Source organism: Mycobacterium liflandii (genome assembly GCF_022354805.1).
GTDB classification, from domain to species: Bacteria; Actinomycetota; Actinomycetes; order Mycobacteriales; family Mycobacteriaceae; genus Mycobacterium; species Mycobacterium marinum.
In genome coordinates, this window is record NZ_CP023138.1 from 5,631,126 (window position 1) to 5,656,465 (window position 25,340).

Consider the following 25,340-nt stretch of genomic DNA (forward strand, 5'->3'; position numbering starts at 1 on the left):
CACCAGTTCGCCACCGGTTCGCCCGCCACCGCAGGCGGTGCGCGTGACCGTATTGCGCTCCACACTCGACCCGAACGGGGCCGCCTTCAGCGAGGCGGCTTCGGCCGCAACCACGAAGCTCGATGAGATCGACGCCGAACTCGCCAACGCGCTGGCGGGCGGCGGGCCCAAGTACGTTGACCGCCACCATGCCCGCGGCAAGCTGACTCCCCGGGAACGCATCGAGTTGCTCGTCGACCCGGATTCCCCTTTTCTGGAGCTTAGCCCCCTGGCCGCCTGGGGCAGCGCGTTCAAGGTCGGCGCCAGCACCGTTACCGGCATCGGGGTGGTGGCGGGGGTCGAGTGCATGATCGTCGCCAACGACCCGACGGTCAAAGGCGGCACCAGCAATCCGTGGACGTTGAAGAAGATCCTGCGGGCCAACCAGATCGCCTTCGAGAACCGGCTTCCCGTCGTCTCGCTGGTGGAATCCGGCGGGGCGGACCTGCCCACCCAGAAGGAGATCTTCATCCCCGGCGGGCGGATGTTCCGCGATCTGACCCGGCTGTCCGCGGCCGGGATTCCCACGATTGCACTGGTATTCGGAAACTCGACGGCTGGTGGCGCCTACGTGCCCGGGATGTCCGATCACGTGGTGATGATCAAGGAGCGGTCCAAGGTGTTCTTGGCCGGTCCCCCGCTGGTGAAGATGGCCACCGGCGAGGAGTCCGACGATGAGTCGCTCGGTGGCGCCGAAATGCACGCCCGCATATCTGGTTTGGCCGATTACTTTGCCGTCGACGAGCTCGACGCGATCCGCATTGGGCGCCGCATCGTGGCTCGGCTGAACTGGGTCAAACAGGGCCCAGCCCCCGCGCCGGTGACCGAGCCGCTCTTCGATGCCGAGGAGCTGATCGGCATCGTGCCCTCGGATCTGCGCGTCCCCTTCGATCCCCGTGAAGTGATCGCCCGCATCGTCGACGGCTCCGAATTCGACGAATTCAAGCCGCTGTACGGGTCGTCGCTGGTCACCGGCTGGGCCCGGCTGCACGGCTACCCGGTGGGCATCCTGGCCAACGCCCGCGGCGTGCTGTTCAGCGAGGAGTCACAGAAGGCCACCCAGTTCATCCAGCTGGCCAACCGCGCCGACACGCCACTGCTGTTCTTGCACAACACCACCGGCTACATGGTGGGCAAGGACTACGAAGAAGGCGGCATGATCAAGCACGGCTCGATGATGATCAACGCCGTGTCCAACTCGAAGGTCCCGCACATCTCCCTGCTACTCGGCGCCTCCTACGGTGCCGGTCACTACGGCATGTGTGGGCGCGCCTATGACCCGCGCTTCCTGTTCGCCTGGCCCAGTGCCAAATCCGCGGTCATGGGCGGTGCGCAGCTCTCGGGCGTGCTGTCGATCGTGGCGCGAGCGGCCGCGGAGGCTCGCGGCCAGCAGGTCGACGAGGCCGCCGACGCCGCGATGCGCGCGGCCGTCGAGGGCCAGATCGAAGCGGAGTCGCTGCCGCTAGTGCTGTCCGGAATGCTTTATGACGATGGGGTGATCGACCCGCGCGACACCCGCACCGTACTGGGAATGTGTTTGTCCGCCATTGCCAATGGCCCGATCAAGGGGACGTCGAACTTCGGCGTCTTCCGGATGTGATGCCGATGTCTATCACTCGAGTGCTAGTTGCCAACCGCGGCGAGATCGCTCGGCGGGTGTTCGCCACCTGTCGCCGGCTCGGCCTGGGCACCGTCGCCGTCTATACCGACCCGGATGCGGCCGCGCCGCATGTCGCCGAGTCCGACGCCCGGGTGCGGCTGGCGCAGACCAACGACTATCTCAACGCCGAGGCCATCATCGCCGCCGCCCGTGCGGCGGGCGCCGACGCGATCCACCCCGGCTACGGATTCCTTTCGGAGAATCCCGAGTTCGCCGCCGCCGTCACCGCGGCGGGCCTGACCTGGATCGGGCCGCCGGTGGACGCGGTGCGCGCGATGGGCTCCAAGATCGAGTCCAAGAAGCTGATGGCCGCCGCCGGTGTGCCGGTGCTCGACGAACTCGACCCCGAGACCGTCACCGCGGCACAGCTGCCGGTGCTCGTCAAGGCTTCAGCCGGCGGCGGTGGTCGCGGCATGCGTGTGGTCCGCGAATTGTCGGCCCTGCCCGCCGAAGTCGAGGCCGCCCGCCGCGAGGCGCAGTCCGCATTCGGTGACCCGACCGTGTTCTGCGAGCGTTACCTACCCACCGGGCACCACATCGAGGTTCAGGTGATGGCCGACACCCACGGCACCGTGTGGGCCGTCGGGGAACGCGAATGCTCCATTCAGCGTCGCCACCAGAAGATCATCGAAGAGGCACCCTCCCCCTTGGTGCAGCGCATCCCGGGGATGCGGGCCAAGCTGTTCGACGCGGCCCGGCTGGCCGCGGAAGCCATCGGCTACACCGGCGCCGGCACCGTGGAGTTCCTCGCCGACGATGCGGGCGAGTTCTACTTCCTGGAGATGAACACCCGACTGCAGGTCGAGCATCCGGTCACCGAGGAGACCACCGGCCTGGATCTGGTTGAACTGCAGCTCGCGGTGGCCGACGGTGGCCGTCTCGAGGCGGAACCTCCGCCCACCCATGGTCATTCCATCGAGGCCCGCCTCTACGCCGAGGATCCCGCGCAGGGCTGGCAGCCGCAGGCGGGCGCGATGCACACCATCGAGGTGCCGTCGGTCCGAGCCGAATTCGCCACGCTGGGACAGCGCACCGGAATTCGGCTGGATTCCGGGATTGTCGACGGCTCGGTGGTGTCCATCCATTACGACCCCATGCTGGCCAAGGTCATCTCCTACGCCCCCACGCGCCGGCAGTCCGCACTGGTACTCGCCGATGCGCTGGCCCGCGCCCACCTGCATGGGCTGCACACCAACCGTGAGCTGTTGGTGAACGTGCTGCGGCATCCGGCGTTTCTCGACGGCGCTACTGACACAGCGTTCTTCGACACCCACGGGTTGGCCGAACTGGCCGCGCCGCTGGCCGACGCGGACAACATCCGCTTGTCGGCGATCGCCGCGGCCCTCGCCGACGCCGCCCACAACCGGGCAACCGCGACGGTGTTCGGATCCATTCCCAGCGGCTGGCGCAACGTGGCGTCGGGCTATCAGGTCAAGACCTACCGCGACGGCGGTGACGTCGAGTACCGCATCGAATACCGATTCACCAGAACGGGACTCCAGATTGCCGGTGACGACTCGGTGCGGCTGGTATCGGCGACACCCAACGAGGTGGTGCTGGCCGGCGAAAACGGGGTGGCCCGACGCTTCACGGTCGCGAGCTACGGCCAGGACGTCTTCGTCGATTCCCCCAGCGGCCCGGTGCACCTGGTTGCGCTGCCCCGCTTCCCGGAGCCGGGTTCGGCCGTCGAACAAGGATCGCTGGTGGCACCCATGCCGGGCAACGTCATCCGGTTGGGCGCCGATGTTGGCGATACCGTCACCGCCGGTCAGCCACTGATCTGGTTGGAAGCGATGAAGATGGAGCACACCATCAGCGCCCCGACCGATGGCGTACTTACCCAGCTCAACGTCCAAACCGGCCAACAAGTCGACGTCGGCGCCGTCCTAGCCAGAGTGGAAGCGCCTGAAGCAGAAGGAGATTCGTGATGACCGACACCAGCTTCATCGAGAATGAGGACCGCCGGGCGCTACGCAAGGCGGTATCGGAATGGGCGTCCAACTACGGCCACGAGTACTACCTGAAGAAGGCTCGTGCTCACGAGCACACCACCGAGCTGTGGTCGGGAGCCGGCAAACTCGGCTTCATCGGGGTGAACCTGCCCGAGGAGTACGGCGGCGGCGGCGCCGGCATGTACGAGCTGTCGATGGTGATGGAGGAAATGGCCGCGGCCGGCTCCGCCCTGTTGCTGATGGTGGTCTCGCCGGCCATCAACGGCACCATCATCAGCAAGTTCGGCACCGACGAGCAGAAGCAGCGCTGGCTTCCCGGCATCGCGGACGGGACCCTGACGATGGCCTTCGCCATCACCGAGCCCGAAGCCGGATCCAACTCGCACAAGATCACCACCACCGCCCGCCGTGACGGCAGCGACTGGATCATCAAGGGGCAGAAGGTCTACATCTCCGGTATTGACCAAGCCCAGGCGGTGCTGGTGGTGGGACGCACCGAGGAAGCCAAGACCGGGAAGCTGCGTCCGGCGCTGTTCGTGGTCCCCACCGACACCCCCGGCTTCACCTACGCGGCGATCGACATGGAACTGGTCAGCCCCGAACGGCAGTTCCAGGTTTTCCTCGATGATGTGCGGCTGCCCGCCGACGCGCTGGTCGGAGCCCAGGACGCGGCCATCGCCCAGCTTTTCGCCGGGCTGAATCCCGAGCGCATCATGGGTGCGGCCAGCGCGGTCGGCATGGGACGGTTCGCACTGAACCGGGCCGTCGACTACGTCAAGACGCGCCAGGTGTGGTCCACCCCGATCGGCGCCCACCAGGGGTTGGCGCATCCCTTGGCGCAATGCCACATCGAAGTCGAGCTCGCCAAGCTGATGATGCAAAAGGCCGCGACGCTGTATGACCACGGCGATGACGGCGGAGCGGCCGAGGCCGCCAACATGGCCAAGTACGCGGCGGCGGAGGCGTCGGCCCGCTCGGTCGATCAGGCCGTGCAGTCGATGGGCGGCAACGGGCTGACCCAGGAGTACGGCGTCGCGGCCATGCTGACCTCGTCGCGCTTGGCCCGGATTGCCCCGATCAGCCGTGAAATGGTGCTCAACTTCGTCGCGCAGACGTCGCTGGGCCTGCCCCGAAGCTACTGAGGCCCCACCGATGGCTGATCGTCTCGTCGAGTACGCGCGTGACGGCGTGATTGCCCGTCTGACGCTGAACTCCCCGCACAACCGCAACGCCCTGTCCACCACCCTGGTCACCCAGCTGCATGAGGGGCTGCGGGATGCCGCGGCCGATCCGGGCGTTCGGGTCGTCGTGCTCGGGCACACCGGCGGCACCTTCTGCGCTGGCGCGGATTTGAGCGAGGCCGGCTCCGGCGACCCCTATGACCTGGCTGTCGCGCGGGCCCGGGAAATGACCACGGTGCTGCGCGCCATTGTGGAGTCGCCACGACCGGTGATCAGCGCCATCAACGGGCACGTGCGCGCCGGAGGCTTCGGCCTGGTCGGTGCCTGCGACATCGTGGTCGCCGGCCCGGCGTGCACCTTTGCGCTGACCGAAGCCCGGATCGGGGTCGCCCCGGCAATCATCTCGCTGACATTGCTGCCGAAGCTGTCGGCGCGGGCGGCCGCCCGCTACTACCTGACCGGAGCGAAGTTCGGCGCCGACGAGGCGGCGGAGATGGGTTTGGTCACCATCGCCGCCGACGACATGGAGGCCGCGGTGGCCGCGCTGATCGCCGATGTCGGGCGCGGTTCGCCGCAGGGCCTTGCGGCGTCGAAGGCACTGACCACCGCGGCCGTCCTGGCCGGTTTCGACCGTGATGCGGAACGCCTCACCGAGGAATCGGCGCGGCTGTTCGTCTCGGAGGAAGCCCGCGAAGGCATGCTCGCGTTCTTGCAGAAACGCCAACCCAGCTGGGCCTCCGACTGAACCTCCGGCAGCCGAAGCCGCCGGACAGGCTGCCGCCCCGGGCCCGGGGCTGGTGACGCACAGCGAACTAACATACATTGACCAAACTCCATGTATGCCCGCTCGAATCTCGATAGCCGGAACCCACCGCGACCGACTCGAGCTGGCCCGCGCTGAGCTCGAACCAGCTTTAGCGGCAGCGGCAGCGGCGGTGGAGCCGGCGGCACCGGCGCATCCGCCGGAACCGGTGGTACCCCGGGCAACGGCGGCCTACTCTTCGGCGCATCCGCCACACTGGGGTAGCCGGCGTGCCCCGCCGTTGCCATCACAAATCACCATCCCCGCGCGGCCCGGTCGCCGGATCTCAGGCCCCGTAGAAACGCGCACTTGGCACCGGGTCACCAGAGCCCACCGGCCGCGCGAACGTTGCAGTTTAGCCAACACCTCTTGCAGCAAAATCGCGAAGTCGTAGGCTCGTGGGTGATGAGCAATCCAGCCCGACGTGACGCACAGGACACGCGCGACGATTCGTCGCTCGCTGCGGATACCGATCGGATCCAGATCGCACAGCTGCTGGCATACGCAGCCGAGCAGGGACGACTGCAGCTCAACGAGTATGAAGACCGATTGACCAGGGCCTACGCCGCAACCACGTATCAGGAGCTGGACCAGCTGAGCGCCGATCTGCCCGGCGCCGCAGTAAGTCCGCGCCGCGGCGGCAACTGCAACCCGGCACCTTCGACTCTGCTGCTGGCCTTGCTGAGCGGGTTCGAGCGTCGCGGCCGGTGGAACGTGCCCAAGAAGCTGACCACCTTGACCCTGTGGGGCAGCGGAGTATTGGATCTGCGCTACGCCGACTTCACCTCAACCGAAGTCGAAATTCACGCCTACTCGGTCATGGGCGTGCAGACCATCCTGTTGCCGCCCGAGATCAACGTCGAGATCGACGGCCGCGGAATCATGGGCAACTTTGACCGGGAAGTCGCGGGCGAGGGCAGTCGCGGGGCCCCCAACGTCAAGATTCAGGGCTTCTCGTTCTGGGGCGGGGTGGGCATCAAACGCAAACCACGCAAGGCGCGCAAGTAGACCCATCAGTCGGTCAAACGCACGGCCCTAGCGCCTGCGCCGAGACCTCAGGTAGTCGCCGACCACGGCCGCACCGAGTCCGTCGAGATCGGGTTCGACGACACGTCCCTCGACCCGACGCGCGACTTGATCAATGAACCGGGCCAGGCCCCGGTCACTGCCCAACCGGAAGATGGTGATTTGGGCGCCCAGCCGCGCCATGTCATCGAACCCGCGCACGGTGTGGGCAATGGTGCGCGGATGCGGCGGGTAGTCGAAGAACACCGCAGAACCCGCTCCCTCGCCGGAAAAGTCCTCGAGATGGGCGGTGGGTTCCCCATCGGTCACCACCAAGACGACCGGCTGCGCGTTCGGGTGGCGTCTGAGATGTCGCCCGGCCAGCGCCAGCGCGTGGTGCAGGTTGGTGCCCTGCTCGTAGACGCCCTCCAAACCGGTCAGCTCCGCGGCCGTCACGGTCCGCGCATAGCGGCTGAACGCGATGATCTGCAGCGCATCCGAGCGGAACCGCGTGCACACGAGGTGGTTGAGCGCCAGCGCCGTGCGCTTCATCGGCAGCCACCGATTCTCCATCACCATCGAAAACGAGGTGTCCACCAGGAGCGCAACCGCGGCCTGAGTTCGGGTCTCAGTCTCGGAGACTTCGACGTCATCGACGGTGATCCGGATCGGGCCGGCGCCGCCGCCAGGAGGCGCCGTACCGGCCTGGCGCAGCACCGCGTTGGTCAGCGTGCGCGAGATGTGCCACGGTTCGGTGTCACCGAACTGCCAGGGCCGGGTCGCGCCGGTCAGCTCACCGGCCGCCCCCGCACGCCGGTGATCCCGCTCACCGCGGCGTCCGGAAAGTTGTTGCACCACATCGCGCAATGCGGTCTCACCCAGCCTGCGCATGGCCTTGGGTGACAGCCGCCATTGGCCGTCGGATCCTCGATCGAAGAAACCCTGATTCACCAAGGCCCGTTCCAGTTCGGCGAGCGTGCGGGCATCGATGGCGGCCTGGTCGCCGAGTTGACGGGCCAGCGCGTCGAGGTCGACGTCATCCATGGTGGCGCCCGGATAAGCCTGCGAGAGCTGCTCGGCCAGCTGCTCGAGTTCGGCGATGTCGGCCAGCGCCTGGGTACCTTCACCCATGCCGAACGGGTTGTCGCCGGAGAACTGCTGCTGGCCGGTCCAGTCCTCGCCCGGACGCGCCTCCTGCAGATGGGCGTCGAGGCGGTTGAGTGCCTGCATCAGCGAAGGCGATCCGAAAGCCTGCTGCGCCAACGCATCCAGCTCATCACGCTGCTCCTGGGACAGGCTGTTGCGGAACCGCTGCGCGGCGGCGGCCCGCTTGGCCAGCGAGTCCAGCAGCTCCTCGACATTGCTCGGGTTCTCCGGGAAGAACTCGCCGTGCTTGTCCATGAAGTCTTGGAAGTCTTGCTGGGTGTCCTGTCCCCTGGCGTGCTTGTCCAGCAGGTTGTTGAGGTCGTCGAGCATCTCGTTCACGCGCTGGCGATCCTCGTCGGTGGCGCCTTCCAACGCCTGCTTCATGCCGGCGAAGCGTTGGTCGAGTAGCTCGCGGCCCAGCAGATCCTTGATCTGGTCGTACTTTTCGCGGGCCTCGCCACTGCGCCAGTCGTACTCGGAGAGTTCCTGTACGGCTTTGGCCGGCGACGGCGGCAATGCCTCCAACTGCAATTCGGAGAATCGAGCGTCATCGTCTAGCGCCCGGGCCAATTCTTTGCGCTCGGCCAGCACCGCCTCGTCCAGCAGCTTCTTGATCTCCTGCAGGGTGCCGTCCAAGTTGTTGCGGCGCAGTAGCTCGCGGCGGCGGCGGTTCGCCTCGGACGCCAACCTGTCGGCGCCGGGCATGGACTTGGTGCCGCGCCGCAGCAGCTCGGACAGCGCCCGGCGCGGTGAGGTGCCCGCCATGACGTCCTGACCGATCTGCTCCAGCGCCTCGCGCAGGTCTACCGGCGGAGCCAGCGGATCAGGTCCGCCGGTGTACGCCGAGTACCGCGTCGAGTGCCCCTTCGCCCGGTCAGCCATAAACGGTTTGGCCCTCCCCGGACACTTTGTCGACTCGCTTGGCCAGGTACAGCGCCTCCAGGGCCAGCTCCAGGGCTGCGGCCCGCTCCCCTTCGGATTCGGCGTTGAGTTTGCGTGCGATGGTCTCCACCACCGGCAGTCCCGGAACGGCCGCCAGCACATCCTTGGCCGATACCCGCTCACCGGTCGTCACCGCCGAACCTCCCTCGACGGCTGACACCAGTGTGCCGACGTCGATGCCACCCAGCGCCCGGGACGCGGTATCCGCGGTGGCCCGGCGCAATAGGTGTTCGAGCACCGCCTGCTCGCGCCCCTCCTCACCGGACTCAAACTCGAGCTTGCCGCGCAGCACGTCGATCACGGTGCCCAGATCGACCACCCGGGCGACCGGGTCGGTCTCGCCCAGCACCGCCCCGCGGTGGCGGGCGGCGGCCGCCGCGGTCTCCGCCGCCGCGATGGCGAAGCGCGCCGACACCCCGGAGCGCTGGTCGACCGAACTGGACTCGCGCAGGTAGCGGGCGAACCGCGCGATCACCTGCAACAGATAATCGGGCACCTGAGCGCTCAGATGCGCCTCCTGCGCGATGACACCCATCTCCGCCTCCAGCTCCAGCGGGTAGTGAGTGCGGATCTCGGCGCCGAACCTGTCTTTGAGCGGGGTGATGATGCGCCCCCGGTTGGTGTAGTCCTCGGGGTTGGCACTGGCGACCACCAACACGTCCAGCGGCAGGCGCAGGGTGTAGCCGCGGACCTGGAAGTCGCGCTCCTCCATCACATTGAGCATGGACACTTGGATCCGCTCGGCCAGGTCGGGCAGCTCGTTGACGGCCACGATGCCGCGGTGTGCGCGCGGAATCAGCCCGTAGGCGATGGTTTCGGGGTCTCCGAGACTGCGACCCGCGGCCACCTTGATCGGGTCGATGTCACCGACCAGGTCGGCAACACTGGTGTCGGGGGTGGCCAGTTTTTCGGTGTAACGCTCGCTGCGATGCTTCCATGCCACCGGCAGATCGTCTTTTAGCTGCGCGGCCCGGCGGATCGACTCCGGCGTGATCGGCCGGTAAGGATGCTCGGGAAGTTCGGCACCGGCGATCAGCGGTGTCCACTCGTCGAGCAATCCGGTCAGCGCGCGCAGCAGCCGAGTCTTGCCTTGGCCGCGCTCGCCCAGCAGCACAAAGTCGTGGCCCGCGATCAGGGCCCGCTCGAGCTGGGGAATCACGGTGTCGTCGAAGCCCACGATGCCCGGCCAGACGGCCGCGTTATCCGGCCCATCGGCCAGCGCGGTCAACAGATTCTCCCGGATTTCCTGCTTAACCCCCCGCTCGCGATGACCGGAGGCACGCAGCTCGCCGACGGTGCGAGGCAGATTGCTCGGTGAAGTCACCACTCCACGCTACGACGAGTCAGGGACAGGCGCCTGGGAACGGGGCCTAGCCAGGCACAAATGCGCCCACACCGGCCCCCTAATGCGCGAAGTGGCGCGAACCGGTGAGGTACAAGGTGATGCCCGCCTTGGCAGCCGCCGCGGTGACTTCCTCGTCGCGCACCGACCCTCCCGGGTGCACGATCGCCTTGACCCCGGCGGCCGTCAACGTCTCGAGGCCGTCGGGGAACGGGAAGAACGCATCGGAGGCAGCGACGGCGCCGTTGACGCGTTCGCCGCCGCGCTCCACCGCCAACCGTGCGGCATCGACGCGGTTGACTTGGCCCATCCCGACGCCGATGGTGGCGCCGTCGGCCACGATGACGATCGCGTTGGACTTGACCGCACGACAGCTGCGCCAAGCGAAGACCAGGTCGGTCAGCGTCGCCGGATCGGCGGGCGAGCCGGTGGCCAGGGTCCAGTTGGCCGGGTTGTCACCGGCGGCATCGAGCTGGTCACGCTGCTGCATGAGCAGTCCCCCGCTGATCGGACGCAGCTCGGCGCCGCCGTCTTGGGGCTCGGATGCCACCAACACCCGAATGTTCTTCTTCTTCGTCAACTGATCAAGGGCGGCGGGAGCGTAGGCCGGTGCGACGATCACCTCGGTGAAGATGGTGCTGACGTACTCCGCCATCTCTGGGCTGACCTCGGTGTTGCAGGCAATCACGCCGCCGTAGGCACTGAGTGGGTCGCAGGCGTGGGCCTTGCGATGCGCGTCGGCGACCGAAACCTCCGAGATGGCAATGCCGCACGGGTTGGCGTGCTTGATGATTGCCACGCATTTCTGCTCGTGGTCAAAGGCGGCCCGCCAGGCCGCGTCGGCATCGGTGAAGTTGTTGTAGGACATCTCTTTTCCGTGCAGCTGCTCGGCCTGAGCCAATCCCGGCCAAGCGCCGGGGTCGGCGTAGAGCGCGGCCTGCTGATGCGGGTTCTCGCCGTAGCGCAGCATCGCCTGACGCCGCCAATTTCTGCCGAACCAGCGCGGAAAGTCGGTTTCGGGCTGCTCGGGCGCCACCGTGGACTGCATCCAGCTCGCGACCGCGATGTCGTATTCGGCGGTGTGCTGAAAGGCCAGCGAGGCCAGCTTCTTGCGTTCGGCGAAGGTGAATCCGCCGCTACGCACCGCGGCCAGCACGCCGTCGTATCCCTGCGGGTCGGTGACCACGGCCACACTGGGATGGTTCTTGGCCGCCGCCCGCACCATGGAGGGGCCGCCGATGTCGATCTGTTCGACGCATTCGTCGACGCTGGCACCGGATTCCACGGTCTGGCTGAACGGGTACAGGTTGACCACGACCAGCTCGAATGCCTCGACTCCGAGCTCGGCCAGCGCCGCCTCGTGCTCGGGGTTTCGCAGATCGGCCAGCAGGCCGGCATGCACGCGCGGATGCAGCGTCTTGACCCGCCCGTCGAGTACCTCGGGGAATCCCGTCAGCTCCTCCACCCGGGTCACCGGAATCCCTTTGCTGGCAATGGTCTTCGCGGTTGATCCGGTCGAGACGATCTCGACACCGGCCGCGGTCAGCCCCTGCGCCAGGTCAACCAGCCCGGTCTTGTCATACACACTGATCAACGCGCGGCGGATCGGCCGTCTTATGTGGTCGGTGCTCATCCTATGGTCGCCTTTCGTCCAATCATCGCTTTTCGTCCGATCACCGTCACGCCGCCGGTGGCAATCCCGGCCACCACGTCCACCAGAAGCTTGCGCTCCACTACCTTGATCCGTTCGTGCAAGGTTGCTTCGTCGTCGCCGTCGAGCACCGCAATGGCTTGCTGCGCCAGTATCGGTCCCATGTCCATCCCGGCGTCCACCAGGTGCACCGTACAACCGGTGACCTTCACGCCGTAGGCCAGCGCATCTGCTACCCCATGGGCACCGGGAAACGCCGGCAGGAGTGCCGGATGGGTGTTGAGGATCCGTTGGTGGAATTTCGAAAGGAATTGCGGCCCAAGAATTCTCATGAATCCGGCGGATACCACCAGGTCAGGCGAGTGGGCGGCGGTGGCGGCGGTGATGGCGGCGTCCCAAGCATCGCGGCTGGGGTGATCGGAGACGCGGACGGTGAAGGCGGGCACCGACGCCTGCGCGGCGACCTCAGTGGCCCGGCAATCCCGATCGACCCCAACGGCGACGATTCGCGCCGGGTAGTCGGCCACGGCGGCGTCCAGCAATGAGTTCAGCAATGACCCCGTGCCCGACGCGAGCACCACAAGCCGCGCCGGTGCACTCGGGGGTACCCGGACCGGTTCCTGCACACGGCGAGCCTAGTCGGGCTACCCGGCCGCAGCGGCGGGCGGGCATCCGCTGTCAGGTCAAATGTTCGGGCGGATGGCTGGTGTCAGGCCCGTCCTGCCGGTCTGGCCCATCTGACCAATCGACCTCGTCGGGTGCGGCAGGGGGGACGTCGGCGTCGTCGCCACCGGGCGCAACGGGTTCGCGCGAAGTCACATCATCCAGCGGGGCGTCCTGATCGAAAAGTGGGACAAAGGGCTCATCAACGGGCTCATGAATGGGCTCGTCAACGTCTGCTTCAGCGGGTGGGACCGGCCGCGGTTTGGGCCGCCTGGGACGTCGTCTGATTCCACCCGCCATCACCAGCGTGGCGCCCCCGACCACGGCGAACCAGAAGAACACGCCGACCAGCAGTGCTCCCTCGTCGACGCCAACGGCGCCGAAGTTGCCTAGCTTCCCGCTCCCCCCGTAACCGAGCAGCGCCATCGCCAATGCCCCCAACAGGGCCGCGGCCAACAGTTTGCCCATAGCCGGCAGGGGCGGCAGCGGACGGCGCGCACACTGTTGCCCGACCGCCACTCCGGAGGACGCCCCGATGATCAGCAGGGCTACCCACACCGGCCCCAGCGGCGGGGTGGGAGCCGCGGCCAGGATCGGCACAGCGGGGATGTCGCCGCCAAAGACCGTGAACGCACTGAACGTCGCGAAGCCGATGTGCGCACTGGCCCCGACAGCGATCGCCGCGGCGCCAACGACGACGTTAGGCACATAGAGCACCGACAGCACGGTGAGACTGAACTGGCCGAACGCGGAATCGGTGATGCCGTATAGCTCCTGCATCGTCGCCCAGTGCACGACCAGCGACCCCGCGGTCACCAGGCCGGAGAGCCCGAGCAGTGCCAGCACCCCGGCGGCGGCGGCCCGCAGCGAGTCGCCCAGCCAGTTCGGCAGCGGTGAAACCGCCAGAGCCCGTCTGCCCACCCGCGACCAGACCCCCAGGCCCGCACCGATGGCATGAACCGCCAGCACGCTGACAAACGCACGCAACGCACTGGGCGTCTGCAACTCGGTGATGACCGACGACGCATCGTGGATCACCGCCAGGCAGATCGCCGCGATCAGCAGCGGCCCGCCCAACGCCGATGCGATAACCCACCGAACAACCAGCCACGACGAGTACGGCGAGGTCGCCAGCGCCGTCGTGCGGGCCGTGCCCCACACCATCAACATGGCCGGGAACAGGGGCATTACGCCCAGTTCACGGCCACCGATCGAGATCGGCACCTGGTGCACACCCAGCCACATGCTGGCGATCGCACCCAGCGCGCCCGTCATGTCGCTGTTTGCGATCACCAGCTGAATCAGCGTGACCGCCGCGATGATGACCAGCGCCACCACAGCCGGGGCGAACGCGACCTTGACCAGGTCGCGAGCCTGGCGAGCACCCGCTGCTCGACTGTCCTCCACCCGTGTCACTCTCCGCGCACGTGTCCTACTAGGCGCGAGAGCGCCCGGTTAGACCGGCGCCGACCCGGGTGACGAAGATTGCTGGCCCTGGCCGTAGTTCTGCTGCGCACCGCCGGGATTGGCGTAGTTGACCGGAGCCGAACCACCCTGGGATCCCGTCCCGGCACTAACGGACGGCGGCGGGCTGAAGCTGGGGAATCCAGTGGGCGGAGTGGACGGGGTCTGGTGCATCGGCTGGGGGGCCGACTGTGCTTGCGGGGCGCTGAATCCACCGCTGGACGGGTTGGAACCCTGGCTGGAGGTAAAGCCGCCGTACTGCGACCCGTACCCGGACGGCTGCTGCGGCGACTGCTGCGGATTGGGCGCGGACTGCTGTGCACCCGGTTGACCGTAGTACCCGCCCGGCTGGCCGCCGTACTGCCCGTACTGGCCGTACTGGCCATAGGGATCGAATTTCGGCCTCGGCGCCGGCGCCGACACCACGCCGGTCTCCAGCAACAGCGCGCCGACTGCGGCGACAGCCTGAAACACAATGCACACCAGGACAATCCACAGTGCCCAACCGGTCGAAAAGGCGCTCGGCTTGTTGAAGGTCGACGAAATCATCAGGAATACGCCCAGTATCGAGACGACCGCGACGACGGCCCCGTAGCTCTTGACCTTGGGGAGCAGGCTCACTCCGGCAAGCAGCCCGGCCAGCAACGCCATCCCGACGGCCAGCACGGTGTCGCCGGAAGCTTCGCTGCTGCCGCCGCCGAGTTCCGAGCTGATCGTGAACATCGGCCCGAAGCTGGCGAGATATGCGAGAAAACCGAGCACCGCCACCGCAACGTTCAGGTACATCGGGAGCTTGCTCGCCGCGTCGTCGGCTTGAGCGAAAGACGGTGTGGCGCCTCCGTAGGAGCCGCCCGACTGCGCGGGCGGATATCCGGGGCTACCCGGCGTGTAGGTCATGGCTCCTCCTGTTACTTGCGCGCCGTCGCGGCGCCGCTGCTGCATTGCGACGCTTGGTCCCTGCGACGCGATTCGACAACCACGCTAGCGCACGTTCCGGTGCTCGCGCCGCGGCGACCTGCCCCCGCTCGACCAGCGCCATCACCTCCGTCGATCCCGCCAAGCCGATTGGCGCGGGGGCGCTTGCCCGGCCGAGGTAGAACACGTTCTAATTCTGTTATGGACTATGGGCTTGTGCTTTTCACCAGCGACCGCGGCATCGCTCCGGCGGCGGCGGCGAGACTCGCTGACGACCACGGCTTTCACACCTTCTATGTGCCTGAGCACACCCATATCCCAATCAAGCGAGAAGCCGCTCATCCAACGACGGGCGATTCCTCGCTTCCCGACGATCGTTATATGCGCACGCTGGACCCCTGGGTGAGTTTGGGCGCGGCATCGGCGGTGACCTCGCGGGTACGGCTGTCGACTGCGGTGGCGCTGCCCGTCGAGCATGACCCGATCACCCTGGCCAAGAGCATTGCCACGCTGGATCATCTGTCCGGCGGACGGGTCAGCCTCGGCGTGGGGTTCGGTTGGAACACCGACGAACTCGCCGACCATGGCGTTCCACCCGGACGGCGCCGCACGATGTTGCGTGAATACCTCGAGGTGATGCGGGCGCTGTGGACGCAGGAGGAAGCCGCCTACGACGGCGAGTTCGTCAAGTTCGGCCCCAGCTGGGCCTGGCCCAAGCCGGTGCAGTCCCACATTCCGGTGCTCGTGGGCGCCGCTGGCACCGAGAAGAACTTCAAATGGATAGCGCGTAGCGCCGATGGCTGGATGACCACACCGCGTGACTTCGACATCGACGCGCCGGTCAAGTTGTTACAGGACACCTGGGCGGCCGCCGGCCGCGACGGGGCCCCACAGATCGTGGCGCTGGACTTCAAGCCGGTCCCCGAGAAGCTGGCCCGCTGGGCCGAGCTTGGGGTCACCGAGGTGCTGTTCGGACTACCGGATCGCCCCGAGGATGAGATCGCCGCGTACGTAGAGCGGCTGGCCGGCAAGCTGGCCGCCATGGTCTAGGCGCGAGCTAGAGAACGCAGCGGTTGCCGTAGTCGAACGAGCGCACCCGGATCGCTTGCCCCAGCGGGTCGCCGTCGGTCAGCAACCCGATCAGCTCGTCGTCTTCGGTGCTCGCCAGGAAGCGGCGGCCGTCGGCGGCCAGCCGGCCGATGACGATCCCGGTGAGACGCCCACCGTCATGGCGGACCGTGTACGTCTCGATCGTGGCGGGGCCGTCGGCCTGCTCGGTAACCGGTCGGCTGGCCCCGCTGTCGATTTGTGTTTGCAGCTCGGCGCTGCGGTCCGGCTGCCATTGCGCCGGGGCAGTGGAATAGACCCCGACCGAGTACTTGCTCATGATCCCGCCGTTGGCGCCGACGAGCCCGAACCGTCCCGGCTCGCTACGCATTCGGGCTACGGTCTCGGCCACCGCATGCATCGAGTAGTTGTTTCCCGCCCCGCCGAAGAACGGCAGCCCACCGGTGAGCGTCAGACCGCGCGGGTCATCGGTCGCAATCCCCAGACCGTCGCAGATGTTGAACACCGGCACCGGAAAGCAGCTGTACAGGTCGAAGGTGGCGATGTCGTCGACACCGACACCGGCCACCCGGAGCGCCTCGCGCGCCGCCAGCACGGCTGACGGGGCGTGCCCAAGATCGGGGCGCTGCAGCAGGGCCTGCTCTTGCAGGTCGGCATGCCCGCGAAGGTAGACCCACTTTTCCTCGGGAACCCCGAGCCGGCGTGCGGCCGCAACCGACATCACCAGCGCGGCCGCGCCCTGGTTCACCTGATCGCGCGCGACCAGCAGCCGGGGGTAGGGCTCGGCGATCATCCGATTACGGTCGGTGACCGTGATCAGCTCCTCGACGGTGCGCTCGATTGGCGCCGCGGCAAAAGGATTGCCGGCCGCGATCTTGGTGAACGGCGCGAACAGCTCGCCCATCCGCCGCAGGTAGTCGGCCGGGCCGAGGCCCGTTGCGGCCCGGCGGGCATTCTCCAGCAAGCCGTATTGGGTGGGCGCATCCACCAGGCCGTGAATGATCGTGTAGCGCGTGATCAGGCCGTCGATGCCAGGGCCGCGGTCTTGCAGCTCCCCGTCGACGATTTCGGTGAAGTCCGGTTTGTCGGCACGCCCAGCGAAGTGACGACTGGTCGACGTCGCATCAGAGCCGAACACCATCGCGACTTCGGAGCTGCCTGCCGCGATCGCGCCGGCCAGCTCGGTGATCAGGTGCTGGGGCCCCTGGCCGCCGACGATCTCGAGGATCGCGCGGGCCGGATCCGCCCCGATCCGCTGGGCCACCGAGCGCGGATAGTTGTTGGACCGGCCTAACGGGGCCTTGGGGACGGGCCCGGAGATCTCGAACTGTCGGACGCCCGCGACGGTGTCGATGGCCGCGGCCACGTCGGCCGCAAAGTCTTCGAGAGCGGCCTGGGCAGCGGCGGCGGCCAGCTCAACGGCCGACATCCCCTGGTAGTCGGGGTCATCGATGCGTTCGACAGCCTGTCCGACACCGACAATGACCGGCGTACCCGGATCAAAATCCATAGCATCACTATCTACCTAGCCGAATCACACGTCTGCGCCGGGGCGTCGCGGGGGCACATTCACGCCCGAGATATCGCCCGGAACTGGGATAACACCGCCGGTGGGCGCGTACGATTAGCAGTCCGGAATGTATCTGTCATTCCCTGCGCCGTGGAGGTCGCAGATGTCTTTTCTCACCACAGCGCCCGAGTTTGTCAACGCGGCAGCGTCGGATCTGGCGAGCATCGGCACGGCAGTCAGTCAGGCCAACGCGGCCGCCCTTGCCCCGACGACGGGGGTGCTGGCCGCCGGCGCCGACGAGGTGTCGGCCGCCATCACGGCACTGTTCGGGGCACACGCGCAGACCTATCAGGCCCTGAGCGCTCAGGCGGCGACTTTTCATGCCCAGTTCGCACAGCTCATGGCGGCAAGCGCCGGACGGTATGCGACCGCCGAAGCCGCCGCCGCGTCGCCTCTGCAAACCCTGGAGCAGCAGCTTCTCGGTGTGATCAATGCCCCCACCAACGCCCTGCTGGGACGCCCGCTGATCGGCAACGGGGCTGACGGGGCACCCGGGGCAGACGGCCAAGCGGGCGGGCTGCTGATCGGAAATGGCGGCGCCGGCGGCGGGGGCACCGCCGCACATCCCGCCGGCGGCAACGGCGGCGCGGCGGGGTTGTTTGGCAACGGCGGAGCCGGCGGACCCGCCAAGCCCAGCAGCAACCAGGCCGCTGGCGGCAACGGCGGGGCCGGCGGGTTGCTGTTCGGCAACGGCGGAGCCGGCGGCACCGGAGGGTCCGGCCTCGGCGGTGTCGGCGGTAACGGCGGGTCTGCCGGGCTGTTTTTCGGCACCGGCGGTGTCGGCGGCGACGGCGGTGCGACGCTGATCTCCGGCGACGGCGGGGCCGGCGGCGCCGGCGGTGCGGGCGGATTGATCGGTACCGGCGGCGCCGGCGGCCATGGCGGCACGACTCCGGCCGCCGGCGCGGGCGGCGCGGGTGGCGCCGGCGGGGCAGGCGGGATCCTGCTCGGCCCCGGCGGAGGCGGCGGTGGCGGCGGTAACGGGACCGGGACCACCACCACCGGTGGCACCGGCGGGATCGGTGGCCACGGCGGTTTCTTCAACGGCAATGGCGGTACCGGCGGCGCCGGCGGATTCGGCCCCACCGGAGGGGCTGGCGGGGCCGGCGGGGCCGGCGGCACACTGTCCGGCTCCGGTGGGGACGGCGGCATCGGCGGGTACGGCGCCGGTGGAGACGGCGGCGGTGCCGGCGGGGCCGGCGGTGACGCGGGCTTGTTGATCGGCGACGGCGGGGCCGGCGGCTCGGGAGGACCCAACGGCGGCACTGATCCCGGCGGCACCGGCGGCAACGGCGGGCGTGCCGCGTTGCTCATCGGTTTCGGCGGGGACGGCGGCAACGGCGGGGTGGGGACGGCGACCACCGGCACCGGCGGCCAGGGCGGCGACGGCGGTCAGCTGATTGGCGTGCCAGGCAACCCCGGCCTGCCGTAGCCGCCGAACACGGGGCGCGACAAGTGCCCGAGCAGACGCAAAATGGCACGCTTCCAGACGGAAGCGTGCCATTTTGCGTCTGCTCGGCGTCTAGAGACCCTTCAGGATCTCCCGGGCCAGCACCGCGGTCTCCGACGGGGTCTTGCCGACCTGTACCCCGGCGGCCTCCAGGGCTTCTTTCTTGGCCGCCGCGGTGCCCGAGGAGCCGGACACGATGGCACCCGCGTGCCCCATGGTCTTGCCCTCCGGCGCGGTGAATCCCGCCACGTAACCGACAACCGGCTTGGACACGTTGGCCTTGATGAAGTCGGCCGCTCGCTCCTCGGCGTCCCCACCGATCTCACCGATCATCACGATCAGCTTGGTGTCGGGATCCTTCTCGAACGCCTCGATGGCATCGATGTGGGTGGTGCCGATCACTGGGTCGCCACCGATACCGATCGAGGTGGTGAAACCGAAATCGCGCAGCTCGAACATCATCTGGTAGGTCAGCGTGCCGGACTTGGAGACCAGCCCGACCGGGCCGGCGCCGGTGATGTTGGCCGGGGTGATGCCAACCAGCGCCTGCCCCGGGGTGATGATGCCCGGGCAGTTGGGCCCGATGATGCGGGTCTTGCCGCCCTTGCCCAGGTTGTAGGCCCAGGCATAGGCGGTGTCTTGCACCGGGATCCCCTCGGTGATGACCACCAGCAGCGGAATCTCGGCGTCAATGGCCTCGATGATCGCGTCCTTGGCGAACTTCGGCGGCACGAAGATGATCGAGACGTCGGCGCCGGTCTTTTCCATCGCCTCGGCGACACCGCCGAATACCGGCAGCTTGATTACCCGGCCACCCTTGTCCTCGTGCGTCACGGTGGTGCCCGCCTTGCGCGCGTTCACCCCGCCGACGATTTGGGTGCCGGCCTTGAGCATGCGCGCAGTGTGGACGGTCGCCTCGCTGCCGGTGATGCCCTGGACGATGACCTTGTTGTCCTTGTTCAAGAAGATCGACATTGTTCAAAGTCCTTTCAGGCGCTGGCCAGCTCAGCAGCCTTGTCGGCAGCCTCGTCCATCGTCGGCACCAGCGTCACCAGCGGGTGGTTGGCGTCGGTCAGGATGCGACGGCCCTCTTCCACGTTGTTGCCGTCGAGCCGGACCACCAGCGGCTTGTTCGCCTCGGCACCGAGGATTTCCAGCGCCTTGACGATCCCGGTGGCCACCGCATCGCATGAGGTGATGCCGCCGAACACGTTCACGAACACGCTCTTGACCTGTGAATCGCCCAGCACGACATCCAGGCCGGCGGCCATCACCTCGGCCGAGGCGCCGCCACCGATGTCGAGGAAGTTGGCGGGCTTGACCCCACCGTGCTTCTCACCGGCGTAGGCAACCACGTCCAGGGTCGACATCACCAGGCCAGCACCGTTACCGATGATGCCGACCTGGCCGTCGAGCTTGACGTAGTTGAGGTCGTGTTCCTTGGCCTTGAGTTCCAGCGGATCGGTGGCCGCACGGTCTTCGAACTCGACGTGATCGGGGTGCCGGAAGTCGGCGTTGGCATCCAGGGTGACCTTGCCGTCCAACGCCAGGATCTGGTCGTCGGGGGTACGCACCAGCGGGTTGACCTCAACCAGGGTGGCGTCCTCGCCGACGAACAGGTCCCACAGCTTGGAGATGGTTACCGCGGCAGCGTCGAGCACCTCGGCCGGCAGGTGGCCCTGTTCGGCGATGGAGCGGGCGAATGCCAGGCCAACCCCCTTGGCCGCATCCACCGGGACCTTGGCCAACCGATCGGGCTTGGTGGCGGCCACCTCCTCGATCTCCATGCCGCCCTCTACCGAGCACATCGCCAGGTAGGTGCGGTTGGCACGATCGAGCAAGAACGAGATGTAGTACTCCTCGGCGATGTCGCTAGCCTCAGCGACCAGCAACTTCTTGACCACGTGGCCCTTGATGTCCAAGCCGAGGATGTTGTTGGCGTGTTCGTAGGCGTCGTCGGGCGTGGCAGCGTACTTGACGCCACCGGCTTTGCCGCGACCACCGATCTTGACCTGCGCTTTGACCATTACTGGATGACCGATTTCGGTGGCAATAGCCCGCGCGCCCTCGGCGGTGTCAGTCACCCGCCCCGGCGTAGTAGGTACATTGTGCTTGGCGAACAGTTCCTTCGCTTGATACTCGAATAGATCCATGGGCTCACTGTCTTCGCTCGACTTGCTAGACCAATAGGGAGGCGATACCAAGATTCGGCAACTCGTACGGTTGCAAACTGTATCTAGGCGCCAAATGAGCCCGGCGATCGCATCCACCGGTGTGGCGCAGGTCACCGAAAATCCGCGGATCTAAACGTGATCCAACTCACATTTTGAGGCAGGTTCCCAAACTGAGGTTGCCAGCTACCTCCGAGAGCGGATACCGTCTCAGGGTCCAGATAACGTTATGGTCACAATACGAGGACATTTCAGCATTGTCCCAGCACCGATACGCCCGCACTGCCGTCGTTGGCGACCCTCGCACATCCCGCGATCGTTGGCGCCAGCACCATCGCAACGAAGTCACCGAGATCATCCCACTGGATGGTTTCGACGAGCTTGACGAGCTAGAGCTCGCCGATCTCGACGACTTGGACTTTGGTGATCCCGAGTTCGACACCGGTCGACAGCTCCTTCAAGCGCCCGAGCTTGACGATCTCGACGAGATCGACAATCTGATTCCGGCGTGGTTGGCAACCCCCAGCCCGGTACTGGTCGGCGCGACCAGCGAGGCTCTCCCCGAGCCAAGCGCTGCTGTCCCCCCGGCCGCGAACGTCGCCCCTGCACCCCGCCGTGGTGGCCAGCACCGCAAGCAGTCCACCAGCGCGGCAAAGGGTCGACTCCTGATTGGGTCCATGGCCGCCGGTGCAGCCGCCGCCGCAGCGCATACCGTGACCCACCAATCCGACGTCACCAGCATGGACACCGTGCTGACCGCGAACGCATCGGCCCTTATCGGAGGCTCGGACAGCAACGAGGCCCGCGGGGTTCAGGTCATCGCCGCACAACCGGCGACCAATGTCGAGGCACACAAGGCCGAGTTCGCTCGCGGTGTGGCCTTTGCCCAGGAACGCGCCCAGCGCGAGGCTCGACTGCAACAGCCTCTGTACGTCATGCCCACCAAAGGCATTTTCACCTCCAACTTCGGCTACCGCTGGGGTGTGCTGCACGCCGGGATCGACCTCGCCAACTCCATCGGAACCCCGATCTACGCGGTATCGGACGGCCTGGTGATCGACGCGGGCCCCACCGCCGGCTACGGCATGTGGGTGAAAATCCGCCACGCTGACGGCACCGTGACGCTCTACGGGCACGTCAACACCACGCTGGTCAATGTTGGACAGCGGGTGATGGCCGGCGATCAGATCGCGACGATGGGCAACCGGGGCTTCTCCACGGGCCCGCATCTGCACTTCGAAGTGCTCCAGGGCGGCACTGAGCGGATAGACCCGGTGCCCTGGCTCGCCAAGCGCGGCCTGAATGTCGGCAACTACGCCGGCTGACCGTTGACCGCACCGGGCGACCCCGCTGCGAGCGAGACCCCACCCCATCCGTCCCCGTCCGCCGACGAGCCACGGACCCGCATCATTCGGCGCGCGCCGACGGGACCACAACCGGTGACGACGGACTCCGCGACCGCCAAGATTTCGCACCGCCCAACCTCCCTTGACGAGACTGCGCGGGCACACCGGCTACCGCCGTTGCCCGACGGGCTGCCCGTCGAGCCAAGTTCGCGGACGGCGGTCGCAACCGCGGCCGTCAGCATCGTCAACGGATGGGCCACCTCGGTGGTTGCCACCGACCTGATCACCGGCTGGTGGCGCAGCGACCGCCTGTTCTGCATCGCGGTGGGATTTCTGGCGCTGGTCTTCGCGAGCTCCACCACCGCCGGGGTGATCATGCTGTTGCTACGCCGCCCTTTCGGGCGCTACCTGATCGTGGTGGGCGCCGTGGTTGCGGTATTGACATACGGTGGCGTGTTCATCGCCGGCGCTCTCGTCGCTTGGATCGTGCACGCCTTTCCGGTGTTGCCGATCGCGAGCGCGGTGCTGGCGCTGCATCCCCAGACCAGGCGCTGGCTTTTCGACTAGCCGGCTCCGGCCGAATGTGTTCTCACTGCGACGATTTCGCAACTTTTTCGCAACGAGTTCAGGTTCGGCGAGTAGCCGCTAAAGCTTGGCGACCGGGGCGTGGTTATGCATCAGCTTCACCCGTCCCGAGCTACCGAAGTCGATCAGCGACATCGCCGATTCGCCGACACCGGATACTTCCTCGACGCGGCCCAGACCGTACTTGTCGTGTGTGACGCGATCGCCGGGCTGCAGCACCAACAGCGGCCGCTTGCTCGTGCTCGTGCGGACGGGTGCTGACCGCGCAGTGCCAAACCGGCCGGCTCCACTCACAGGCGCGCTGAACGACGGCTTGGGCGCAAGGCGGCGCCAGTTGAGGAGTTCCTGAGGTATCTCCCGCAGGAACCGGGATTCGGGGTTGAGCATCGGCTGCCCCCAGGAAGACCGGACGATGGCCCTACTCAGGTAGAGCCGTTGCCGGGCCCGGGTGATGCCGACGTAGGCCAGTCGCCGTTCTTCGGAGAGTTCGGTCGGATCATCCAGTGCCCGCATGTGCGGGAACATCCCGTCCTCCCACCCGGTCACGAACACCACCGGGAACTCCAGACCTTTGGCGGTGTGCAGGGTCATCAGGGTGACCACGCCCGCGCCATGCTCGGGAATATCGTCGGTGTCGGCGACCAGCGACACCCGTTCCAGAAAGGCCGCCAGCATGCCGGTGTCCGGCACATCCTCGGCATCCGGTTCGGGCTCGGCGGCATTTGCCAGGTCGGTGCTGAATTCGTGGGCAACGCTGACGAGTTCGTTGAGGTTGTCCAGCCGGGCCAGCTCCTGCGGATCGGTGGAGGACTCCAGTTCGCGGCGGTATCCGGTGCGTTCCAGCACCGCCTCCACCAACTCACCGAGATCCCCCTCGGATGAGTCGAGGCGTCCTCGCAACTCGTCGAGCAACTCGACAAAGCCCGCGATCGCCTTCGCCGCACGGCTATTGAGCATCGGCACCTTGCCCTCGGCGGCGGCCACCAGAGCGTCGGAGAAGCCGGCGCCGGTGTTCTCCGCGTACACCGCCACACAGGCCTCGGCACGATCGCCGATGCCGCGGCGCGGCGTGTTGAGGATGCGCCGCATGCTGACCGCATCGCCGGGGTTGTCCAGCACCCGCAGGTAGGCGACGATGTCACGAATCTCCTTGCGCTCGTAGAAGCGCACGCCGCCGACGACCTTGTAGGGAATGCCGGCGCGGATGAACACCTCTTCCAGCGACCGCGACGAATTGTTGGTGCGATAGAAGACCGCGACGTCGTTGTAGGTGATCTCGTCCCGCTCGGCCAGTGCGTCGATCTCTTCGGCGACGAACCTCGCCTCGTCGTGTTCGTTGTCGGCGACGTAGCCGACGATCAACTCCCCCGCGCCAGCATCGGTCCACAGCCGCTTCTCGCGACGTCCGGAGTTGCGCGAGATCACCGAGTTGGCCGCCGACAGGATGTTCTGTGTCGAGCGGTAATTCTGTTCCAGCAGAATCGTTGTGGCATCGGGATAGTCGCGTTCGAAGTCTTCGATGTTGCGAATGGTGGCGCCGCGAAACGCATAGATCGACTGATCGGCGTCGCCGACTACGCACAACTGCGCCGGGGGCACGTCCCCGGGCTCGTCTTCGCTGCCGCGACCAACCAGTTCCCGCACCAGGACGTATTGCGCGTGGTTGGTGTCTTGGTATTCGTCGACCAGAACGTGCCGAAACCGGCGCCGATAGTGCCCGGCGATGTCGGGAAAAGCTTGCAGAATGCCCACCGTCTCGCCGATGAGATCGTCAAAGTCCAGCGCATTGGCGGCCCGCAGGCGGCGCTGATATTCCGCGTAGACCGATGCGACGGTGCGCGCCAAGTCATCGGAATCCTCCGACAGATCCGACACCGCCCGATCCGGGTCGATCAATTCGTTTTTCAGATTGGAGATGGCATTGGCCAGCAAGCGCGGCGAGTATCGCTTGATGTCCAAGCCCATATCGCGCCCGATCATCTGCAGCAGCCGCCGTGAATCGTCTGCGTCATAGATCGAGAAGTTCGAGTTGAGGCCCTTGATCAGCGCCGCCTGGTTGCGCAGGATGCGCACGCAGGTCGAGTGGAAGGTGGACACCCACATGTACTTGGCCCGGCCGCCGACCAGGCTCACCACCCGCTCCCGCATCTCGGCGGCGGCCTTGTTGGTGAAGGTGATGGCCAGGATCTGACCGACCCCAACACCGCGGGCCGCGATCAGGTAGGCGATCCGCCTGGTCAGCACCGCCGTCTTGCCCGAGCCCGCGCCCGCGACAATCAGCAGCGGCGAGCCTTCGTGCACCACGGCCTGGCGCTGTTGTGGGTTGAGACCTTCCAGCAGTTGGTCGGCATCGGTCGCTTGAACAGTCATGTCCGCCCAAACTTACCG

Annotated in this window: 19 protein-coding genes; 9 read left to right on the forward strand and 10 right to left on the reverse strand. The window is 67.1% G+C overall.

Annotated elements, in window-relative coordinates; translation table 11 throughout:
- Positions 1-43: 43 nt before the first annotated feature.
- From CKW46_RS25010 to CKW46_RS25030, 5 genes are all read left to right on the forward strand, one after another.
- Positions 44-1,639, forward strand: coding sequence for an acyl-CoA carboxylase subunit beta (locus tag CKW46_RS25010; RefSeq protein ID WP_012396083.1), 1,596 nt, complete (start codon positions 44-46; stop codon positions 1,637-1,639).
- 5 nt (positions 1,640-1,644) lie between these two features.
- Complete coding sequence (locus CKW46_RS25015) at positions 1,645-3,627, forward strand: acetyl/propionyl/methylcrotonyl-CoA carboxylase subunit alpha (RefSeq protein ID WP_117435583.1); 1,983 nt, start codon at positions 1,645-1,647, stop codon at positions 3,625-3,627.
- Complete coding sequence (locus CKW46_RS25020; RefSeq protein WP_015357019.1) at positions 3,627-4,793, forward strand: acyl-CoA dehydrogenase family protein; 1,167 nt, start codon at positions 3,627-3,629, stop codon at positions 4,791-4,793. Before CKW46_RS25015 ends, CKW46_RS25020 begins: the two co-directional genes overlap by 1 nt.
- A 10-nt stretch (positions 4,794-4,803) precedes the next feature.
- On the forward strand, positions 4,804-5,577 hold the full coding sequence (locus CKW46_RS25025) for an enoyl-CoA hydratase family protein (protein WP_117435561.1): 774 nt from the start codon (positions 4,804-4,806) through the stop codon (positions 5,575-5,577).
- Between the two features lie 462 nt (positions 5,578-6,039).
- A complete protein-coding gene (locus CKW46_RS25030; RefSeq protein WP_015357021.1) occupies positions 6,040-6,642 on the forward strand; it encodes a DUF1707 SHOCT-like domain-containing protein in 603 nt (200 codons plus the stop codon).
- A 27-nt stretch (positions 6,643-6,669) separates the two neighbouring features.
- Here CKW46_RS25030 and CKW46_RS25035 read toward each other — a convergent pair whose 3' ends face one another.
- From CKW46_RS25035 to CKW46_RS25060, 6 genes are all read right to left on the reverse strand, one after another.
- Positions 6,670-8,667 (reverse strand): vWA domain-containing protein, encoded by a 1,998-nt coding sequence (locus CKW46_RS25035; RefSeq protein ID WP_117435560.1) that lies wholly within the window; start codon positions 8,665-8,667, stop codon positions 6,670-6,672.
- Positions 8,660-10,054, reverse strand: coding sequence for a sigma 54-interacting transcriptional regulator (locus tag CKW46_RS25040; protein WP_117435559.1), 1,395 nt, complete (start codon positions 10,052-10,054; stop codon positions 8,660-8,662). Before CKW46_RS25040 ends, CKW46_RS25035 begins: the two co-directional genes overlap by 8 nt.
- Before the next feature lie 76 nt (positions 10,055-10,130).
- A complete protein-coding gene (purH, locus tag CKW46_RS25045; protein ID WP_015357024.1) occupies positions 10,131-11,702 on the reverse strand; it encodes a bifunctional phosphoribosylaminoimidazolecarboxamide formyltransferase/IMP cyclohydrolase in 1,572 nt (523 codons plus the stop codon).
- Positions 11,699-12,346 carry a phosphoribosylglycinamide formyltransferase gene (purN, locus tag CKW46_RS25050; protein WP_117435558.1) on the reverse strand — a complete coding sequence of 216 codons (648 nt, stop codon included), beginning with the start codon at positions 12,344-12,346 and terminating at the stop codon, positions 11,699-11,701. The genes purH and purN overlap by 4 nt, the downstream gene beginning before the upstream one ends.
- Before the next feature lie 52 nt (positions 12,347-12,398).
- Positions 12,399-13,790, reverse strand: a complete 1,392-nt coding sequence (locus CKW46_RS25055) for a cell division protein PerM (protein WP_015357026.1) — start codon at positions 13,788-13,790, stop codon at positions 12,399-12,401.
- A gap of 48 nt (positions 13,791-13,838) precedes the next feature.
- Positions 13,839-14,744: a DUF5336 domain-containing protein gene (locus tag CKW46_RS25060; protein ID WP_015357027.1), complete on the reverse strand. Its 906-nt coding sequence runs from the start codon at positions 14,742-14,744 to the stop codon at positions 13,839-13,841.
- 219 nt (positions 14,745-14,963) lie between these two features.
- Between CKW46_RS25060 and CKW46_RS25065 the strand changes: the two genes are divergently transcribed.
- On the forward strand, positions 14,964-15,812 hold the full coding sequence (locus CKW46_RS25065; protein WP_117435557.1) for an LLM class F420-dependent oxidoreductase: 849 nt from the start codon (positions 14,964-14,966) through the stop codon (positions 15,810-15,812).
- A gap of 7 nt (positions 15,813-15,819) precedes the next feature.
- Here the strand turns inward: CKW46_RS25065 and CKW46_RS25070 are convergent, their stop codons facing one another.
- Positions 15,820-17,340 (reverse strand): acetyl-CoA acetyltransferase, encoded by a 1,521-nt coding sequence (locus CKW46_RS25070; protein ID WP_117435556.1) that lies wholly within the window; start codon positions 17,338-17,340, stop codon positions 15,820-15,822.
- Between the two features lie 163 nt (positions 17,341-17,503).
- Here CKW46_RS25070 and CKW46_RS25075 point away from each other — a divergent pair, with 163 nt between their 5' ends.
- Complete coding sequence (locus tag CKW46_RS25075; RefSeq protein WP_482052528.1) at positions 17,504-18,832, forward strand: PE family protein; 1,329 nt, start codon at positions 17,504-17,506, stop codon at positions 18,830-18,832.
- 90 nt (positions 18,833-18,922) lie between these two features.
- Here CKW46_RS25075 and sucD read toward each other — a convergent pair whose 3' ends face one another.
- Together sucD and sucC are read right to left on the reverse strand one after the other, a co-directional pair.
- Positions 18,923-19,825, reverse strand: coding sequence for a succinate--CoA ligase subunit alpha (sucD, locus tag CKW46_RS25080; RefSeq protein ID WP_015357031.1), 903 nt, complete (start codon positions 19,823-19,825; stop codon positions 18,923-18,925).
- A gap of 14 nt (positions 19,826-19,839) precedes the next feature.
- A complete protein-coding gene (gene sucC, locus CKW46_RS25085; RefSeq protein ID WP_020786108.1) occupies positions 19,840-21,003 on the reverse strand; it encodes an ADP-forming succinate--CoA ligase subunit beta in 1,164 nt (387 codons plus the stop codon).
- 275 nt (positions 21,004-21,278) lie between these two features.
- Here sucC and CKW46_RS25090 point away from each other — a divergent pair, with 275 nt between their 5' ends.
- Entirely contained in the window at positions 21,279-22,346 is a 1,068-nt protein-coding gene (locus CKW46_RS25090; RefSeq protein WP_015357033.1) for a M23 family metallopeptidase, read from the forward strand.
- A gap of 3 nt (positions 22,347-22,349) precedes the next feature.
- Complete coding sequence (locus CKW46_RS25095) at positions 22,350-22,934, forward strand: hypothetical protein (protein WP_482052529.1); 585 nt, start codon at positions 22,350-22,352, stop codon at positions 22,932-22,934.
- A gap of 78 nt (positions 22,935-23,012) precedes the next feature.
- On the opposite strand, the gene pcrA is transcribed toward CKW46_RS25095, so the two are convergent.
- Positions 23,013-25,322 carry a DNA helicase PcrA gene (pcrA, locus tag CKW46_RS25100; protein WP_240274561.1) on the reverse strand — a complete coding sequence of 770 codons (2,310 nt, stop codon included), beginning with the start codon at positions 25,320-25,322 and terminating at the stop codon, positions 23,013-23,015.
- Positions 25,323-25,340: the final 18 nt, after the last annotated feature.

Bases quoted from the DNA above. Each gene is read 5' to 3' on its own strand.
- CKW46_RS25070 (WP_117435556.1), bottom strand. From the start codon at position 17,340: ATGGATTTTGATCCGGGTACGCCGGTCATTGTCGGTGTCGGACAGGCT.
- CKW46_RS25025 (WP_117435561.1), top strand. From the start codon at position 4,804: ATGGCTGATCGTCTCGTCGAGTACGCGCGTGACGGCGTGATTGCCCGT.
- purH (WP_015357024.1), bottom strand. From the start codon at position 11,702: ATGAGCACCGACCACATAAGACGGCCGATCCGCCGCGCGTTGATCAGT.
- CKW46_RS25075 (WP_482052528.1), top strand. From the start codon at position 17,504: ATGTCTTTTCTCACCACAGCGCCCGAGTTTGTCAACGCGGCAGCGTCG.
- CKW46_RS25015 (WP_117435583.1), top strand. From the start codon at position 1,645: ATGTCTATCACTCGAGTGCTAGTTGCCAACCGCGGCGAGATCGCTCGG.
- pcrA (WP_240274561.1), bottom strand. From the start codon at position 25,322: ATGACTGTTCAAGCGACCGATGCCGACCAACTGCTGGAAGGTCTCAAC.
- CKW46_RS25030 (WP_015357021.1), top strand. From the start codon at position 6,040: ATGAGCAATCCAGCCCGACGTGACGCACAGGACACGCGCGACGATTCG.
- sucC (WP_020786108.1), bottom strand. From the start codon at position 21,003: ATGGATCTATTCGAGTATCAAGCGAAGGAACTGTTCGCCAAGCACAAT.
- CKW46_RS25065 (WP_117435557.1), top strand. From the start codon at position 14,964: ATGGACTATGGGCTTGTGCTTTTCACCAGCGACCGCGGCATCGCTCCG.
- sucD (WP_015357031.1), bottom strand. From the start codon at position 19,825: ATGTCGATCTTCTTGAACAAGGACAACAAGGTCATCGTCCAGGGCATC.
- CKW46_RS25020 (WP_015357019.1), top strand. From the start codon at position 3,627: ATGACCGACACCAGCTTCATCGAGAATGAGGACCGCCGGGCGCTACGC.
- CKW46_RS25060 (WP_015357027.1), bottom strand. From the start codon at position 14,744: ATGACCTACACGCCGGGTAGCCCCGGATATCCGCCCGCGCAGTCGGGC.
- CKW46_RS25035 (WP_117435560.1), bottom strand. From the start codon at position 8,667: ATGGCTGACCGGGCGAAGGGGCACTCGACGCGGTACTCGGCGTACACC.